Below are 16,972 nucleotides of genomic sequence, written 5' to 3'. Positions count from 1 at the left end.
CAGATGGCGCGCGAGCAGGTAATCGACGGACCCTCGCGGAGGACGGAACCGATTTCACTTCGTACGCCACTGGCGCTTCTGCTTGTCTCCCTCTGTGCGATTGCTTCCGTGTGGTGGTGGCTGGCCACGCCGATCACGCTCGCGCGCGCGCCCATCGATCCCAATGACAAGGTGCAATGCGTCTCCTACGCGCCGTTCCGCGGCGACCAGACGCCGCTGAACGAATGGACCCATATCGAGGCCGACCAGCTCGAGCAGGATCTGCGCCAGCTCAAGCAGATCACCGACTGCGTCCGCACCTACTCGATCGAGAACGGGCTCGACCAGGTGCCGGCGGTCGCGACCAGGATCGGCGGGCTGAAGGTAATCCAGGGTATCTGGCTCGGCAGCAACCGCGCCAAGAATCTCGCGCAAGTGGCGACCGCTGTGCGCCTCACCAAGGAATTCCCCGACACCATCTCCTCGCTCGTCGTCGGTAACGAGGTGCTGCTGCGCGGAGAGATGACGACGTCGGATCTCACCGCGATCATCCGTTCGGTGAAGGCGCAGGTCAGCGTGCCCATTACCTATGCCGACGTCTGGGAGTACTGGCTGAAGAACCGCGACGTCTATGACGCCGTCGACTTCGTCACGATTCATATCCTGCCTTATTGGGAGGATATGCCGGTGAAGGCGAAGTTCGCGGCGAGCCATGTCGAGGCGATCCGTGAGCGCATGGCGGTGGCGTTCCCCGGCAAGGAGATCCTGATCGGCGAGACCGGCTGGCCGAGCGAAGGTCGCATGCGCGACGGCGCGCTGCCGTCACGCACCAACCAGGCGCGCGTCGTCTCGGAAATCCTGGGGCTCGCGAAGGCGCTGAAGTTTCGCGTCAACCTGATCGAGGCCTACGACCAGCCGTGGAAGCGGCAGCTCGAAGGCACCGTCGGCGGTTATTGGGGCCTGTTCGATTCCGTGCGGCGACAGCTGAAATATCCGCCGGGCGAGCCGATCAGCAATTTCCCGTTCTGGAAATGGTACATGGGCGCCGGCATGGTTCTCAGCGTGCTGGTGTTTGCGGTGGCCGGCATCACGCTGCGCCGCCGGCCCTGGACGCCGCGCTTCTCGGCCTGGCTCGGCGTCGGCATCTCCGCGACATCAGCGGGCATCCTGCTCGGGATTGCCGCCGACAAGATGATTTACGAGAGCTACGGCTGGGGCGGCTGGCTGCAATGGGGCATGCTGCTGCTGGCCGGCATCCTGTCGCCGATCTTATGCGCGCAGGCGCTTGTCATCGGCCGCAGCCTGCCGAGCTTCCTCGACCTGCTCGGTCCGCGCGAGGGACGGAAATGGTCGAAGCTCTCGGCCGTGCTGGGGCTGACCCTGGCGGTGACGGCGGTGATCGCGGCAGAGACCGCGCTCGGCTTCGTGTTCGATCCGCGCTACCGCGACTTCCCCTATGCCTCGCTGACGATGGCGGTGGTGCCGTTCGCGCTGTTGATGCTCAACCGCCCGCAGATCGGCGTGCGCCCGATCGCAGAAGCCGTGTTCGCAGGGCTGCTGGCGCTGTCGGCCGTCTACGTGATCCTGAACGAAGGCCGCGACAACTGGCAGGCGATGTGGACCTGCGCGATCTATCTCCTGTTCGCGCTCACGCTGTGGCGGGCGCGGGCCGAGCAAAGCCAAGGATGAGCAGGCCGATCGCCAGGCCCGACAGCACGATGTTGTAGAGCACGATGCCGAGGCCGGCTGCGACCACGCCGAGCGTGAGCAGCACGATCGAAGGCCGCATCAGGTTCAGCGTCGCGATCACCAGCGCGACGATGCCGAACACCGAATTCTTGAACAGCGACGTCGACACCGAGCGCGCCTTGCAGATCATGGTCTGCAAGCCGGCATCGCATGCGAGCGACACTTGCGAGAACTCGACGGCGAGATAGCGCACATAGAGCGCCCAGCCGACGGTGACGAAACCGACGACGATGAGAAACTGCACCTGATACGGCGTGAGGCGAAACGGCTTTTTTGTCATGGGGGCAATATGGTCGGGATGGCCGGAGGGAGCAACAGGGCCGGGGCATTTTTACACCGGGGGGACAGCGCAGGCGGCTGCATGCATTTGCGGCACCCCGAACGCATCGGAACCGTAGCCATACGGATTTGCTAGAGTTCCAGCGTGGCCTAACAATCCGATTTGAAGCGTGGGCGCGATCGCCGATCCAGTCAGGAGCAGATCACGTCGTTCAAGAACGCGACTGCGAGGATGCGAGCGAGGTTGGCAATGGTTGAAGCGTTGCAGGTCAATTTTGCGCTTTGGGGCATGATCATTTGCGCGGCCATCAAGATCAGCCAACTGGCGGCTGTTCTTTGAACGGCGCAGTCTCAGGGAGACGCGCCGCCGATTCAATCGGAAGTCCTGACAGTCCTACCGTCTGAAGAACGACGATATCGTCGAGCTCGCCGTCTCCGGCTTGGCGGCGGCCGCTGCTGGCTGTGGCGCTGGCGCAGGTGCGGGCTCCTCACGCTTTGAGGAGCGCTTGGATGAGTAGCTGCGGCGGTGCTTGTCAGGCTTGGCGGCGGGCGCGGGCGCCGGCGGGGCGGTCTCGGCTTGCGGCACTGAGTCCTGGCTCTTCTCTTGGCTCTTCTCCGAGCTCTTGTCCTGGTTCTTGTCTGAACCCTTGTCCTGGTTCTTGTCCTGGCCCTTCTCCGAGCTGCCGCGCATCGACAAGCGCTGGCCGTCGAACACTGTCGTCTCGCAGTGGCGGTCGTTCTCGGCCAAGCCTGCGCAGAGCTTTGCGGCGGCGGCGGCATTAATCAGGGGACCGGCACCCAGACGCAGCTGCATCCCGAGGCCGTTATTGCCTTCCTTGATCATGATGATCGGCCGAAGTGCTGCGACCTCCGGATTCGACTTGCTCAGGCCGCGCCAGAGCGCGCGCAGGCCGTCGACCGAGTTCGCACCGCCGAGATCGATGGCAAAGCGCGTCTGCTGGACTGCGATTGCGGGCGACTCGGCTTCGGTTGCCTCCGGCGGTTTGGCTGGTCCCGCGGCGACTTCGGTGGAAACGGGCGCCGGCTCGGATTTCTTCTCGGGGGCGTCCGGCTGAATCAGTTTCGACGCGGCCGGATCGGGCGGCGCCATGATCGACTTTGATGGCACCAGCGGAAGGATCGGCAGTGCCGACGTCGTCACTGGGGACTGCGGAACGAGCGAGGCGGCAGCCGCCGTCTGCGGCGGCGGGCCTGGCTGATCCTTCGCAGCGTCCTTCAACGTTTCCTTCAAGACGTCCTTGGGCGCCCGCGGCTTGTCGACCAGCGAGGCTGCGGTCGAGGCGACCGGTGCGACATCGGGGGCCGGGGACTGCGCGGCGGCAACGGACGACTCCTGCGGCTTCGATGCGGTGGGCTGCGGCGATGTCGCGCTTTGCCTGGCGATCGCGCCGGTGACGGAATCAAGCCCCTGCTCGAGCACCGTGACGCGCGAGTAGAGCCGGTCGCGATCGGTGTTCAGCGTCTCGATGGCGGAGGCGAGGCGACGCGCTTCGAGCTGGCTTTCCTTGGTCAGCACCTGGAGACGGTCGGACTGGTGGGCGAGATCGGCGGAGGCGACCTGGTCGCGGCGCCAGCCGAGCTGGGCCTGGTTGGCCAAAACGGCGATCACGACGGCGCCGACAGCGGTCGCGCCCCACGAGCCCAGCCGCCACATCATACGGCGATCGAACGTGCTTTCTTCAGCCAAGAGTCCGGAGAACAGCCCGCCGGTCTCGTCGCCGAAGGCATCCGCCAGTGGGTCGGAATCCTTTGCCATGAACGTTTAGTGCCCAGCCCCGCCTGGCTTCCCCGAATCAATCAGGGAACATTAACAGGAAAACCCCCTCGCACTTGAATTCCGGGTGTTTGCGGGGGTAGCAAGGCGACAAGCTTTCGTCGCCCATCGTGTGATGATTGATTCGGCCGTATTTGACAGGATTGCGATGACCGTCCGCTCAAGCCTCACGATCGTGCTCGCCGCCGGCGAAGGCACGCGCATGCGATCCAGCCTGCCGAAAGTGCTGCATCCCGTAGCTTCCCAGACGCTGCTTGCCCACGTGCTCGGAGCCGCACCGCGCGGAACCGGCACTGCGCTTGCGGTCGTGATCGGCCCCGATCACCACGCGGTCGCGGACGAGGCGAAGCGGATCCGGTCCGATGCGCTCATCTTCGTGCAGGCCGAGCGGCTCGGCACCGCGCACGCGGTCCTGGCGGCGCGGGAGGCGGTTGCGCGCGGCGTTGACGACGTCCTGATTGCGTTCGGCGATACGCCGCTGATCTCGGCCGAGACTTTTGCGCGGCTCCGCGCGCCGCTCGCGAAAGGTGCCGCGATTGCCGCGCTCGGTTTTCGCGCAGCGGACCCGACCGGGTATGGCCGCTTCATCGTCGAGGGCGACCGCCTGGTCGCGATCCGTGAGCACGCCGACGCCAGCGCGGACGAGCGCAAGATCGATCTGTGCAATGCTGGCGTGATGGCGATCGACGGCCGCCGCGCGCTCGCGATCCTCGACAAAATAGGCAATGCGAATTCCAAGGGCGAGTATTACCTGACCGATGCGGTCGGCGTCGCCTGCGACAATGGATGGGAGTCCGTGGTGATCGAAACCAGCGAGGACGAAGTGCGCGGCATCAACACCAAGGCCCAGCTTGCAGAAGCGGAAAGCGTGATGCAAGCGCGGTTGCGCAAGGCTGCGATGGAGGCCGGCGTCACGCTGATCGGCCCCGAAACCGTCTATCTCTCAGTCGATACCGTGTTCGGCAAGGACGTCACCATCGAGCCCTTCGTGGTGATCGGGCCGGGCGTTTCGATCGCCGACGGCACCGTGATCCATTCCTTCTCGCATATCGTGCAGACTACGCTCGGCAAGAACGTCTCGATCGGGCCCTATGCGCGGCTGCGCCCCGGCACCTCGCTCGGCGATGGCGCGCGGATCGGCAATTTCGTGGAGACCAAGGCCGCGACGCTGGAGGCCGGCGTCAAGGTCAACCATCTCTCCTACATTGGCGACGCCACCATCGGCGCCAACTCCAACATCGGCGCCGGCACCATCACCTGCAACTACGACGGCTTCAAGAAGCACAAGACGGTGATCGGGCAGGGCGCCTTCGTCGGTACCAACTCCTCGCTGGTCGCGCCGGTGAAGATCGGCAATGGCGCCTATATCGGCTCAGGCTCGGTGATCACGCGCGATGTGCCCGATGACGCCATGGCGCTGGAGCGCAGCCCGCAGACCATCCGCGAAGGTGGTGCTGCGCGTTACCGCGAGCTGAAGACAGACGGCAAGAAAGTGGACAAGAAGCCCGAGAAGTGAGCGGCGTTACTCGTCGGCGAATTCTGAGAAGACCGCGCGCGTCAGGCGCCAGCCGCGCGGGCTTGCACGCTTCGCGGGCTTGCCCTCGGCATGCTTCGTGAAGACCAAGACGGGCTTGCCTTCCTTGCTGCGGTGGGGCGGCGGCCAATGCGCGAGGTGCGTGCCCGTGGTCTCGCTGGCGAGCAGATACGTGGGTGACTGACCTTTGCGGTCGGACGTGGCTTTCATGGCCGTGATCTCCCGTAGGGGAATCGTTGGCCAAACTTGTTGACAACAAGTTAATTCGCGCGGTTAAAGCCGGCCACATCGACGCAGGCGAAGGCATGCCGTCATCTGACGCTGTCGCAATCCGTCATAATTATTGAGTAACTGGTTCCTTAGGAACTTCGCTAGAAACCGAGCGCGTCGTTTAGGCGATTTTTCGACGATTTGGGGGATATTGATCCGCATGTGCGGGATTGTCGGCATTCTCGGGCGCGAGCCGGTTGCAGAGCAATTGGTGGATTCGCTCAAACGTCTCGAATATCGCGGCTACGATTCCGCGGGCGTCGCCACGCTTGAAGGCAAGCATCTGGAGCGCCGCCGCGCCGAGGGCAAGCTGAAGAATCTGGAGAAGCGGCTGGAAGCCGAGCCGCTGAAGGGCACCACCGGCATCGGTCACACCCGCTGGGCCACCCACGGCAAGCCGACCGTCAACAATGCCCATCCGCATGCGACCGAGCGCGTCGCGGTCGTCCACAACGGCATCATCGAGAATTTCCGCGAGCTGCGCGAGGAGCTCGAGAAGAAGGGCACGGTGTTCCACACCGAGACCGACACCGAGATCGTGCTGCATCTCGTCGACGATCTGTTGACGCGCGGCAACAAGCCGGTGGAAGCCGTGAAGCTGACCCTGGCGCGCTTGCGCGGCGCCTTCGCACTCGGCTTCATCTTCGCTGGCGACGACGATCTGTTGATCGGCGCCCGCAACGGTCCGCCGCTTGCGATCGGCTATGGCGACGGCGAGATGTATCTCGGCTCGGATGCCATCGCGCTGGGGCCGTTCACCGACACGATCAGCTATCTCGAAGACGGCGACTGGGTCGTGCTGACACACAAGAGTGCTGCGATCTTCGACAAGGACGGCCACGCCGTCCAGCGCGACAAGATCAAGCACGCCGCCTCGACCTCGCTGGTCGACAAGGCGAACTACCGCCACTTCATGGCGAAGGAGATCCACGAGCAGCCGGAAGTGGTCGGCCACACGCTGGCGCGCTATGTCGACATGGCGACCGAGCGCGTCTCGCTGCCGGTCAAGCTGCCGTTCGACTTCAAGGACATCCAGCGCATCAACATCACGGCCTGCGGCACCGCCAGCTACGCCGGCATCGTTGCAAAATACTGGTTCGAGCGGTTTGCGCGCGTGCCGGTCGAGGTCGATGTCGCCTCCGAATTCCGCTACCGCGAAGCGCCGTTGCGCAAGGGCGATCTCGCCATCTTCATCTCGCAATCGGGCGAGACCGCCGACACACTGGCTGCGCTGCGCTACGCGAAGGCCGAGGGCGCGCACACGATTGCCGTCGTCAACGTCCCCACCTCGACCATCGCGCGCGAGAGCGAGACCGTGCTGCAGACGCTGGCCGGCCCCGAGATCGGCGTCGCCTCGACCAAGGCCTTCACCTGCCAGCTCATGGTGCTGGCGAACCTCGCCATTGCGGCCGGCAGGGCCCGCGGCGAATTGTCCGCCGAGGACGAGACCAAGCTCGTCCATGGCCTCGTCGAGATCCCGCGCCTGATGTCGGATGCGCTCACGGCCGAGATCCAGATCGAGAAGCTCGCGCATAGAATCGCAAAATCCCGCGACGTGCTCTATCTCGGCCGTGGCACCAGCTACCCGCTGGCGCTCGAAGGCGCGCTGAAGCTGAAGGAAATCTCCTACATCCACGCCGAGGGCTACGCCGCCGGCGAGCTCAAGCACGGCCCGATCGCGTTGATCGACGAGACCATGCCGGTCGTCGTGATCGCGCCCTACGACCGCGTGTTCGAGAAGACCGTCTCGAACATGCAGGAGGTCGCCGCCCGCGGCGGCAACATCATCCTGATGACCGACGCCAAGGGCGCGGCCGAGGCGACGGTGGATTCGCTCGTCACCATCGTCATGCCGGACATGGCCGCGGCCTTTACGCCGATGGTCTATGCGATCCCCGTGCAGCTGCTCGCCTACCATACGGCAGTGGTGATGGGCACCGACGTGGACCAGCCGCGCAATCTCGCGAAATCCGTGACGGTGGAATAGGCAGAACGGACCAGGCCGCGCTCTTCCAAAACCTGCTAGAAGCCCCTAGCTTGAACGAAGCGACCGACCTGGAACCAGAATGACCACCCGCGACGACGTGCCTGCGCCTCTCGATCCCGCCCCGGAGCCGCATACCGGCCTGATGGGCCGTTTCCGCAATTATTTCCTGACCGGGCTGATCGTCACCGGTCCGATTGCGATCACCCTGTACCTGGTCTGGTGGTTCGTCACCTGGGTCGACGGCGTGGTGCGTCCATTTGTTCCGCTCGCCTATCGACCGGAAACGTATCTGCCGTACGTCGTCCCGGGCTGGGGACTGGTTGTCGCATTTTTCACGTTGACGCTGGTCGGCTTCCTCGCAGCGAATCTGATCGGCCGCACGCTGGTCGATGTCGGCGAGACCTTCCTCGGCCGGATCCCGGCGGTGCGGGCGATTTATCGCGGCCTGAAGCAGGTGTTCGAGACGTTGTTCTCGGGCAAGGGCTCGAGCTTTCGCAAGGTCGGCCTCGTCGAGTTTCCATCGCCCGGCATGTGGTCGATCGTGCTGATCTCGCAATCCCCGAACGAGGACGTCGCGCGCAGCCTGCCGGGGCAGGAGGAACATGTCTCGGTGTTTCTGCCGTGCTCGCCGAACCCGACCACCGGATTCTTCTTCTACGTGCCCAGGAGCAAGATCATCGAGGTCGATATGAGCACCGAGGACGCGGCGACGCTGATCATGTCGGCCGGTGTGGTGCAGCCGGGCTCGGCGCCGGATCCGAAGAAGGCAGCCGCGCTCGCCGGCATGGCGAACGCCGCGCGCATTGCCAACGCCTCCACGTTCCAGCCCGAGCCTGCGAAGGCGGAGTAGGGCTATTCCGCGGCGGGATGGCCTGGGATCACGCGGGCATTCGCATCCTCTGCTAATGTTCCGGTCGAACTGAGCGCCAATGCTCGGAGTTCGAACTGGAGTGCCCCGATGTCCAACTCGATGTCGAAAACCATTGCGATCCTCGCGCCCGGCGCCATGGGCAGCGCGGTGGCCCGCCGCCTCAGCGAAAACGGCGCGCGCGTGCTGACGTCCTTGAAAGGGCGCAGCGAGGCGACGCTGAAACGGGCGGCGGATGCCGGCATGGTCGGCGCCGAGGACGAGGCGATCGCGGACGCCGACATCATCCTCTCGATCGTGCCGCCGGGCGAGGCGGTGGCGCTGGCCGAGCGGCTCGCCGCATTGATCGTGAAACGTAACAAGAAGCCGGTCGTGGTCGACTGCAACGCCGTCAATGTCGACACGGTGAAGCGGATCGAGGAGATCATCGGCTCGGCGCAGGCGCCTTTCGTCGACGGCGGCATCATCGGCTTTCCGCCGCAGCCGGGCGGCAAGAGCCCGGCGTTCTACATGTCAGGCGAACATGCCGGGGATATCGCCGTGCTCAGGGAATTCGGGCTCGACCTGCGCATTGTCGAAGGCCCGGTGGGGGCGGCCTCCGCGCTCAAGATGTCCTACGCCGGCATCGTCAAGGGTCTCGCCGGGATCGGCTCCGCCATGGTGGTCGCCGCGACGAAGGCGGGGGCCGCGGACGCGCTCCGCGACGAGCTCGCGCTCAGCCAGCCCGCGATCCTGGCGCGGCTCGAGGTCGCGCTGCCCGACATGATCCCGAAGGCCTATCGCTGGGTCGCTGAGATGCAGGAGATTGCCGGCTTCCTCGGGCCGGATCATCCGGCAAGCCAGATCTACCAGGGTTTTGCCAGATGGTTCGAGCATCTGGCCGGGGACGCAAAGGGCGAGGCGGTGGATGCAGCGCTATTGAAGGCATTTGCGGAGAAGAGTGCGTCGAAGAAGGGGTAAGGGCGGCGTCTCCGTCCTTCGCCTCTCCCCGCGTGCGGGGAGAGGCTGGAATTTGCGAGAGCAAATTTCGGGTGAGGGGGATTCTCCGCGAGTCCATCTCTCACCGTCTTTGCTGAAGCGGCCCCTCACCCCGACCCTCTCCCCGTAAGAACGGGGCGAGGGGGCGCACCTGCGTCGCGGCGCGTGCTCAGCCCGCCCCGATCAGCGGGATCGCCTCGTCCCGCTCGTAGAGATACAGCAGGCAGCGCAGCGCTTCGCCGCGCTCGCCTTTCAGCTTCGGATCGTCCTTCATGATGCGCAGCGCCTCGTCTCTAGCCTGCGTGATGAGCTGGCCGTGGACCTCCGGGCGCGCGATGCGGTAGCCGGGCAGGCCGCTCTGGCGGACGCCCAGCACATCGCCTTCGCCGCGCAGTTTCAGATCCTCTTCGGCGATACGAAACCCGTCGGTGGTCTCGCGGATCACTTTCAGCCGCGCCTTCGACATTTCGCCGAGCGGTTCGCTGTAGAGCAAAATGCAGGTCGAGGCCTCCGAGCCGCGCCCGATGCGGCCGCGCAGCTGGTGCAGCTGGGCGAGGCCGAAGCGTTCGGCATTCTCGATCACCATGATGGTGGCAGCCGGCACGTCGACGCCGACCTCGACCACGGTGGTTGCGATCAGAAGCCCGATCTCGTGCGCGGCGAACTGGCCCATGACGCGGTCTTTTTCCGTGCCCTTCATCTGTCCATGGACGAGGCCGACGCGATCGCCAAAACGCTTCTGCAGGCTCTCGAAGCGCTTGGTCGCGTTGGTGAGATGCTCGGTACCCTCCGCCTCGGATTCCTCGACCAATGGGCAGATCCAGTACACCAGCTTGCCGGATTCGAGCGCGCGGCCGACGCCGTCCATGACCTCGCGGAGCCGGCTCATGGCGACGGCGCGGGTGTCGATCGGCTGGCGGCCGGCGGGCTTTTCGCGCAACTCGCTGATGTCCATGTCGCCGAAATAAGTCAGCACCAGCGTGCGCGGGATCGGGGTTGCGCTCAGCACCAGCACGTCGACGGCTTCGCCCTTCGAGGTCAGCGCCAGGCGCTCGCGCACGCCAAAGCGGTGCTGCTCGTCGACGATGGCGAGCGCCAGATCGTGGAAGATCACGTCGTCCTGGATCAGCGCATGGGTGCCGACGAGGAGATCGATCTCGCCCTCGGCGAGCTGCGTGATGATCTCGCGCCGCTCCTTGCCCTTTTCGCGGCCGGTGAGGATCGCGACCCGCATGCCGGCGCGCTCGGCGAGCGGGGCGATCGTCTTGATGTGTTGGCGTGCCAGAATTTCGGTCGGCGCCATCAGCGCGGCCTGCTTGCCGACCTCGGCGACAGCGGCGGCCGCCAGCAGCGCGACCACGGTCTTGCCGGAGCCGACGTCGCCCTGGAGCAGGCGCAGCATGCGCACGGGCTGTTGCAGATCGTTCGCGATGGCCGCAGCTGCATCGCGCTGCGAGGACGTCAGCGCGTAGGGCAGGGCATCGATGATCTTGTGGCGCAAATGCCCGTCGCCGGCATTGCGCACGCCGGCGGGACGCCGGAGCTGCGCGCGGATCAAGGCGAGCGCGAGCTGGCCGGCAAGCAGCTCGTCGAAGGCAAGGCGGGACCAGAACGGCTGGTCCGGCAGAATGTCCGTCAGCTCGACCGGCTGGTGCACGCGATTGAGCGCTTCCGCGATCGGCGGGAAATTGCAGCGGCGCTGCACCTCCGGGCTGATCCATTCGGGCAGGGCCGGCAGCTTCTGCAGCGCCTGCGCGATCGCGCGGCGGAGCGAGCCGAGCGCGAGGCCCTCGGTGAGCGGATAGACGGGGTCGATGCCAGAGAGCTTTGAGATCGCCTCCTCGTCGAGCACGCGGTCGGGATGAACGATCTGCGGCATGCCGTCGTACATCTGCAGCGTGCCGGAGACGAAGCGCTTCTCGCCGACAGGCAGCAGCTTCTCGACATAGCCGGGCTTGGCGCGGAAGAAGGTCAGCACGACATCGCCGGTGTCGTCGCTGGCATAGACCAGATACGGCGCGCGGGGGTTGCGCGGCGGGGGCGGGCGGTGACGGTCGACGGTGACCTCCAGCGTCACCATGGTTCCCTGGACCGCGTCGCGGATCTTTGGCCGCGCCCGGCGGTCGATAACCTGGCTCGGCAGATGCAGCAGCAAATCGACCAGCCGCGGCGGCTCGTTGCGGCTGAGCAGATATTGCAGCAGCTTGTCCTGCTTCGGACCGACGCCGGGCAGGCTGGTCACGGGAGCAAACAGCGGATTGAGCAGGCTGGGGCGCATGAGAGCGAATCTAGGATCGTTTCGGCTCGTCGTGCCCGGCTTTATGCCGGGCATCCACGGCTTTTTTCGCAGCCCTTCGCGGGCGTCAAGCCATGCCAAATCGAGGGCTGACACGGCAGGTTCGAGTGGCTATATCACCCCGGCCCGGCACGTCCGGGCTTTCTGCGTTTGACTGGATTGAGACATGACGGGAACGACACGATCGAGCAACGGGCTGGACCACCGCCGCAAGCGGTTGTTGTTCCGCTGCTGGCACCGCGGCACGCGCGAGATGGACCTGATCCTCGGCCGCTTTGCCGATGCCGAGATCGCCAATCTCTCCGACGCCGAGCTGATCGAGCTGGAGACCCTGCTCGAAGAGTCCGATCCCGACCTCTACGCCGCCATCACCGGTGACAAGGTGCTGCCGGCCGATGTCACCGGCGCGTTGTTTGCCCGGATCAAGGCCTATCCGATCGCGGACCGCGATTTATGAAACCGGGAATGAAATCTCCGGCCGAGCTGCTGACACCCGGCCGCGCGCTGACGCTTGCCAATGTCGCCGAGGGCGCCGAGGGCCTCGTCGTCTCCGATCTCGCGCGCGCCATCGCGGCGCGGCCGAAGAAGCCGGCCGTCAGCCTTGCTGTGGTCTGCCGCGATGGTGCCCGGATGCAGCAGCTCGAACGCGCGCTGCAATTCTTCGCGCCCGATCTGCCGGTGCTTCAGTTTCCGGCCTGGGATTGCCAGCCCTATGACCGCGTCTCGCCGCATGGCGGAGTCCTGGCGCAGCGCCTGACAACGCTGGCGCGGCTGGCCCCGCTCACCGGCAGCGACAAGCCGCTGATCGTGCTGACCACGGTCAACGCAATCGTGCAGCGCGTGCCCGCGCGCGAGCTCGTCGCGGCGCAGGCGCTGTCGGTTGCGCCGGGCAATGTTGTGCCGATGGACACCATCATCGCCTGGCTCGAGCACAACGGCTACAATCGCTCCTCGACCGTGCGAGAGCCCGGCGAATATGCCGTGCGCGGCGGTATTCTCGACCTGTTTCCGGCTGGCCTCGAACAGCCCGTCCGGTTCGACTTCTTCGGCGACAGCCTGGAATCGATCCGCACCTTCGACGCCGAGACCCAGCGCACGCTGCTCGACATGCGCGCACTCGACCTGGTCCCGATCTCGGAATTCCAGCTCGTCACAGACACAATCCGCCGCTTCCGCATGGGCTATGTCGCCGAGTTCGGCGCGCCCGAGCGTGACGACGCGCTGTACGAGGCCGTCAGCGAAGGCCGCCGCCATCCCGGCATGGAACACTGGCTGCCGCTGTTCCAGGACCGGATGGATACGCTGTTCGACTATCTGCAGAGCGCGGCCGTTGCGATCGAGCCGCAGGCCGAAGACGCCGTCCGCGAGCGCTTCAAGCAGATCCAGGACTATTACGAGGCCCGCCGCGATGCGATGGAGCATCCGGGCGGCGGCGCCATCTACAAGCCGCTGCCGCCTGATCGGCTCTATCTGACCGAGGACGAATGGGGCAAGCGTCTCGGCGACATCCCGTTGGCGCGATTGACGCAGTTCTCCATGCCGGCCGACGGTACTTCGGTCGTCGATGCCGGCGCCCGCAAGGGCCGCGACTTCGCGCCCGAGCGGAACGATACTACCGTCAACGTGTTCGAGTCCGTCGTCGCGCATGTCATGGGCCTGCAGGCGAACCGCAAGAAGGTTGTGATCGCGCTCTGGAGCGAAGGCTCGCGCGACCGAATGACCTCGATGCTGCGCGACCACAAGCTGACCCACACCACCAGCGTCAACGCCTGGCGGACGGTACAGGCGACGCCGCGCAACGAGACCATGCTCGCCGTGCTCGGCTTAGAGGCCGGTTTCGAGACCGACGAGATCGCGCTGATCAGCGAGCAGGACATCCTCGGTGACCGCCTGGTGCGCCCGCGCAAGGCAAGCCGCAAGCTCGACAATTTCATCTCGGAGATCACGAGCCTCACCGCGGGCGACATCGTCGTCCACGCCGATCACGGTATCGGCCGCTTTGTCGGCCTGCAGACGCTCGACGTCGCCGGCGCGCCGCATGATTGCCTCGAGCTGCATTATGCCGCCGAGGCGAAACTGTTCCTGCCGGTCGAGAACATCGAGCTGTTGTCGCGCTACGGCTCCGACCAGACCACGGTCGAGCTCGATCGTCTCGGCGGTTCCGGCTGGCAGACCCGCAAGGCAAAGCTCAAGAACCGCATCCGCGAGATCGCGGGCGAGCTGATCAAGATTGCTGCCGCGCGGCATTTGCACGAGGCACCCAAGCTGCCGGTACAGCAAGGCATCTATGACGAGTTCTGCGCACGCTTCCCCTATGACGAGACCGAGGATCAGTTAGGGGCGATCGAATCCACCCTGAAGGACCTCGAGCTCGGCCGTCCGATGGACCGCCTGATCTGCGGCGACGTCGGCTTCGGCAAGACCGAGGTGGCGCTTCGCGCGGCGTTTGCCGTTGCGCTCGAAGGCAAGCAGGTCGCGGTCGTGGTGCCGACCACGCTGCTCGCCCGCCAGCATCACAGGACCTTCACCGAGCGCTTCAAGGGCTTTCCGGTGAACGTGGCGCAGGCCTCGCGCCTGGTCCCGACCAAGGAGCTCAACCTGGTCAAGAAGGGTATTGCCGACGGTTCGGTCGATATCGTCGTCGGCACCCACGCGCTGCTCGGCAAGGCCATCAAGTTCCGCGATCTCGGCCTCGTCATCGTCGACGAGGAGCAGCATTTCGGCGTCACCCACAAGGAGCGGCTGAAGGCGCTGCGCTCCGAGGTGCATGTGCTGACGCTGTCGGCAACGCCGATCCCGCGCACGCTGCAGCTGGCGCTCACCGGCGTCCGCGAGCTCTCGATCATTGCTTCCCCGCCGGTCGACCGTCTCGCGGTCCGCACTTTCGTGGCCCCGCACGATCCCTTGATGATCCGCGAGGCGCTGCTGCGCGAGCGCTATCGCGGCGGCCAGGCATTCTATGTGGTGCCGCGCATCGACGACCTCGCCGAGGTCAAGGACTTCCTCGACAAGCACGTGCCGGAGATGAAGGTTGCGGTCGCGCACGGGCAGATGCCGCCTGCGGTGATTGAGGACATCATGACCGCGTTCTACGACGGCAAGTTCGACGTCCTGCTGTCGACCACCATCGTGGAATCCGGCCTCGACATTCCCAACGCCAACACGCTGATCGTGCACCGCGCCGACATGTTCGGCCTCGCCCAGCTCTATCAGCTCCGCGGCCGCGTCGGCCGTTCCAAGCTGCGGGCCTATGCGCTGTTCACGCTGCCGGCGCAGCAGAAGATCACGACGCAAGCCGAGCGCCGGCTCACCGTGCTGCAATCGCTGGAGACGCTGGGCGCCGGCTTCCAGCTCGCCTCGCACGACCTCGACATCCGCGGTGCCGGCAACCTCTTGGGCGAGGAGCAGTCCGGCCACATCAAGGAGGTCGGATTCGAGCTCTACCAGTCGATGCTGGAGGAGGCGATCGTCAACCTCAAGGCCGGTGTCTCCGAGCCGGCCGCCGACCGCTGGTCGCCGACCATCACCATCGGCATGCCCGTGCTCATTCCGGAAGATTACGTCGGCGACCTCTCGGTGCGGCTGTCGCTGTACCGGCGCCTGGCCGATCTCGACAGCGAGGAGGAGATCGAGAACTTTGGCGCCGAGATGCGCGACCGCTTCGGCGTGCTGCCGGACGAGGTGCGTTATCTCTTCAAGGTCGCCGCGATCAAGGCATTCTGCCGCCAGGCCAATGTCGGGAAGATCGATGCCGGTCCGAAGGGCGCCGTCATCGCCTTCCGCGACAATTCGTTCGCACATCCCGACCGCCTGGTGACGTTCATCCGCAGCCACGGCCAAGCCGCCAAGGTGCGGCCCGACATGAAGGTGGTGTTCCTGCAGGATTGGGAGACGCCGGAGGAGCGTCTCGCCGGCACCACCGAGATCATGCGGCAGCTGGCGCAGCTCGCGCAGAAAAAGAAAGCGGCGTAGGCGAGGTTGTGATTACGACGCTGCCCTTGACGCGTCGGCCGACAGCCGCCCGAGCAGCGACCTTGCCGTATCCGACGGCGACAGCGAGTCCACGCTGACCACGGGATCGCTGCGCATCTCGTGCTTGCCGTTCGAGGTGTGCTTCATCACCGCCGAGAGGCGGCGGGCGATCATATGTGCCGTGCGGAAGTCGGTCTCGGCGAACACCACGATCACCGAGCCGTCCTTTTGTGCTGTGCCAAAATCCATCTGCCGCATCAAGCGGCTGAGGATCCGTGCGGCATCGAGCTGCGCGCGGGGATTGCCGGGATCGAAGGCGAAGCGCGCCACCGACAGGCCGCCGCCGCGCGCGAGCGTCTGCTCGACCGCTTTGGAAAAATCGCGGGCAAAGGCTTCGACCGTCAACAGGCCGCTGCGCGGATCGAGCCAGCCGCCGGCGTCAATCGAGCGCAGCGTTCGGCTCAGTTGCGCTTCCATCGCGTGCTGGCGGATCAGCGGCAGCGCGTTGGCCGCGACCTTGGCGGGCTCGCCTGCGATCAGCTCGAGATTGGGCAGGTCGTAGCTCTGGGTGAGCTGGTGCGCGGTGACGACCACGGGCAGGTTGCGGAAGCGCGTATCCTCCGCGAGCACCGTGAGGAAGGCATCGGTGACGCGCGGCGTGAAGCCGTCCGTGAGCACGACGCCATCGATGTCCCGGGTGTTGAGATGTTTTGCCGCGGCCTCGATCGAAAGTGCGCCGACCACACCCGTCCGTTCGCCGAATGCGACGGAGAGCGCGGGATAAGCCGCGCCGCGGCCGATCAAGAGCACGATGGCGTCGCGCACCGGATCGGTCTCCGGCACCGCGACCTTCGCCTCCGGCAGCCGGCGCAGCACGGTGGCGTGTAGCGTGCGGATGCGGATCGCGGCGCGCAAGCGCGCGATCAGGCGTTCGGCAGCGTTGCCGCGCGTGGCGAAGGGCAGGGCGTTGTGGGGCAGCGAAGCTTGCGCATCCAGCGCGACCAGCGGGAGATAAAGCGGCTGATCGGCGACCTTCCTGGCGAGCAATGCCATATGCGGCTCGTGCCCACCAGACATGGCGGCGAGGACTGCGGCTGGCTGAACCTGCTCGACGGCGCGCGCGGCGCTCGCCCAATCGCTGTCGACGACCGGAAAGAGACGGGCCTCGTCCAGCGCCGCAATGAAGGCGGGGCGCTCGGCATTGGACACAAACAGGATCGGGCCCGCCTGGGACATGGGATACTCTGATCACGCAATCGATGCCG

12 protein-coding genes are annotated in these 16,972 nt (G+C 65.7%); 7 read left to right on the top strand and 5 right to left on the bottom strand.

Annotated features, from left to right (window positions below; all coding sequences use genetic code 11):
• The first annotated feature begins 3 nt into the window (after window positions 1-3).
• Window positions 4-1,668, top strand: coding sequence for a glycoside hydrolase family 17 protein (locus tag ABID59_RS07415; protein WP_354082939.1), 1,665 nt, complete (start codon window positions 4-6; stop codon window positions 1,666-1,668).
• Here ABID59_RS07415 and ABID59_RS07410 read toward each other — a convergent pair.
• Together ABID59_RS07410 and ABID59_RS07405 are read right to left on the bottom strand one after the other, a co-directional pair.
• A complete protein-coding gene (locus ABID59_RS07410) occupies window positions 1,628-2,008 on the bottom strand; it encodes a hypothetical protein (protein ID WP_148749300.1) in 381 nt (126 codons plus the stop codon). The genes ABID59_RS07415 and ABID59_RS07410 overlap by 41 nt on opposite strands.
• Before the next feature lie 393 nt (window positions 2,009-2,401).
• Window positions 2,402-3,784 (bottom strand): hypothetical protein, encoded by a 1,383-nt coding sequence (locus ABID59_RS07405; protein ID WP_354082938.1) that lies wholly within the window; start codon window positions 3,782-3,784, stop codon window positions 2,402-2,404.
• 166 nt (window positions 3,785-3,950) lie between these two features.
• On the opposite strand from ABID59_RS07405, the gene glmU reads away from it, so the two are divergent.
• Entirely contained in the window at window positions 3,951-5,318 is a 1,368-nt protein-coding gene (gene glmU / locus ABID59_RS07400) for a bifunctional UDP-N-acetylglucosamine diphosphorylase/glucosamine-1-phosphate N-acetyltransferase GlmU (protein WP_354082937.1), read from the top strand.
• A gap of 6 nt (window positions 5,319-5,324) precedes the next feature.
• On the opposite strand, the gene ABID59_RS07395 is transcribed toward glmU, so the two are convergent.
• Window positions 5,325-5,546: a hypothetical protein gene (locus tag ABID59_RS07395; protein WP_354082936.1), complete on the bottom strand. Its 222-nt coding sequence runs from the start codon at window positions 5,544-5,546 to the stop codon at window positions 5,325-5,327.
• A 220-nt stretch (window positions 5,547-5,766) separates the two neighbouring features.
• Between ABID59_RS07395 and glmS the strand changes: the two genes are divergently transcribed.
• From glmS to ABID59_RS07380, 3 genes are all read left to right on the top strand, one after another.
• On the top strand, window positions 5,767-7,593 hold the full coding sequence (gene glmS / locus ABID59_RS07390) for a glutamine--fructose-6-phosphate transaminase (isomerizing) (protein ID WP_354082935.1): 1,827 nt from the start codon (window positions 5,767-5,769) through the stop codon (window positions 7,591-7,593).
• Window positions 7,594-7,672: 79 nt separating this feature from the next.
• Window positions 7,673-8,443, top strand: coding sequence for a DUF502 domain-containing protein (locus ABID59_RS07385; RefSeq protein WP_354034434.1), 771 nt, complete (start codon window positions 7,673-7,675; stop codon window positions 8,441-8,443).
• Window positions 8,444-8,563: 120 nt separating this feature from the next.
• Entirely contained in the window at window positions 8,564-9,421 is an 858-nt protein-coding gene (locus ABID59_RS07380) for an NAD(P)-dependent oxidoreductase (RefSeq protein WP_354083118.1), read from the top strand.
• Between the two features lie 187 nt (window positions 9,422-9,608).
• Here the strand turns inward: ABID59_RS07380 and recG are convergent, their stop codons facing one another.
• The gene (gene recG, locus ABID59_RS07375) at window positions 9,609-11,717 is read right to left on the bottom strand and encodes an ATP-dependent DNA helicase RecG (RefSeq protein WP_354082934.1); all 2,109 of its coding nucleotides are present in this window, start codon (window positions 11,715-11,717) and stop codon (window positions 9,609-9,611) included.
• Between the two features lie 184 nt (window positions 11,718-11,901).
• On the opposite strand from recG, the gene ABID59_RS07370 reads away from it, so the two are divergent.
• Window positions 11,902-12,192 (top strand): FAD assembly factor SdhE, encoded by a 291-nt coding sequence (locus ABID59_RS07370; protein ID WP_148749293.1) that lies wholly within the window; start codon window positions 11,902-11,904, stop codon window positions 12,190-12,192.
• Window positions 12,189-15,707: a transcription-repair coupling factor gene (gene mfd / locus ABID59_RS07365; protein WP_354082933.1), complete on the top strand. Its 3,519-nt coding sequence runs from the start codon at window positions 12,189-12,191 to the stop codon at window positions 15,705-15,707. The genes ABID59_RS07370 and mfd overlap by 4 nt, the downstream gene beginning before the upstream one ends.
• 12 nt (window positions 15,708-15,719) lie before the next feature.
• On the opposite strand, the gene ABID59_RS07360 is transcribed toward mfd, so the two are convergent.
• The gene (locus tag ABID59_RS07360) at window positions 15,720-16,943 is read right to left on the bottom strand and encodes a GGDEF domain-containing protein (protein WP_354082932.1); all 1,224 of its coding nucleotides are present in this window, start codon (window positions 16,941-16,943) and stop codon (window positions 15,720-15,722) included.
• Window positions 16,944-16,972 lie beyond the last annotated feature (29 nt).

The organism is Bradyrhizobium sp. S3.3.6 (assembly GCF_040546905.1).
Classification (GTDB): domain Bacteria; phylum Pseudomonadota; class Alphaproteobacteria; order Rhizobiales; family Xanthobacteraceae; genus Bradyrhizobium; species Bradyrhizobium cytisi.
The sequence above is the reverse complement of the archived record's forward strand: the minus strand, read 5'-3'. Positions and strand labels throughout refer to the sequence as shown.

Excerpts from the sequence above, each read along its gene's own strand:
- ABID59_RS07415 (WP_354082939.1), top strand. The coding sequence starts at position 4 with ATGGCGCGCGAGCAGGTAATCGACGGACCCTCGCGGAGGACGGAACCG.
- ABID59_RS07410 (WP_148749300.1), bottom strand. The coding sequence starts at position 2,008 with ATGACAAAAAAGCCGTTTCGCCTCACGCCGTATCAGGTGCAGTTTCTC.
- ABID59_RS07405 (WP_354082938.1), bottom strand. The coding sequence starts at position 3,784 with ATGGCAAAGGATTCCGACCCACTGGCGGATGCCTTCGGCGACGAGACC.
- glmU (WP_354082937.1), top strand. The coding sequence starts at position 3,951 with ATGACCGTCCGCTCAAGCCTCACGATCGTGCTCGCCGCCGGCGAAGGC.
- ABID59_RS07395 (WP_354082936.1), bottom strand. The coding sequence starts at position 5,546 with ATGAAAGCCACGTCCGACCGCAAAGGTCAGTCACCCACGTATCTGCTC.
- glmS (WP_354082935.1), top strand. The coding sequence starts at position 5,767 with ATGTGCGGGATTGTCGGCATTCTCGGGCGCGAGCCGGTTGCAGAGCAA.
- ABID59_RS07385 (WP_354034434.1), top strand. The coding sequence starts at position 7,673 with ATGACCACCCGCGACGACGTGCCTGCGCCTCTCGATCCCGCCCCGGAG.
- ABID59_RS07380 (WP_354083118.1), top strand. The coding sequence starts at position 8,564 with ATGTCGAAAACCATTGCGATCCTCGCGCCCGGCGCCATGGGCAGCGCG.
- recG (WP_354082934.1), bottom strand. The coding sequence starts at position 11,717 with ATGCGCCCCAGCCTGCTCAATCCGCTGTTTGCTCCCGTGACCAGCCTG.
- ABID59_RS07370 (WP_148749293.1), top strand. The coding sequence starts at position 11,902 with ATGACGGGAACGACACGATCGAGCAACGGGCTGGACCACCGCCGCAAG.
- mfd (WP_354082933.1), top strand. The coding sequence starts at position 12,189 with ATGAAACCGGGAATGAAATCTCCGGCCGAGCTGCTGACACCCGGCCGC.
- ABID59_RS07360 (WP_354082932.1), bottom strand. The coding sequence starts at position 16,943 with ATGTCCCAGGCGGGCCCGATCCTGTTTGTGTCCAATGCCGAGCGCCCC.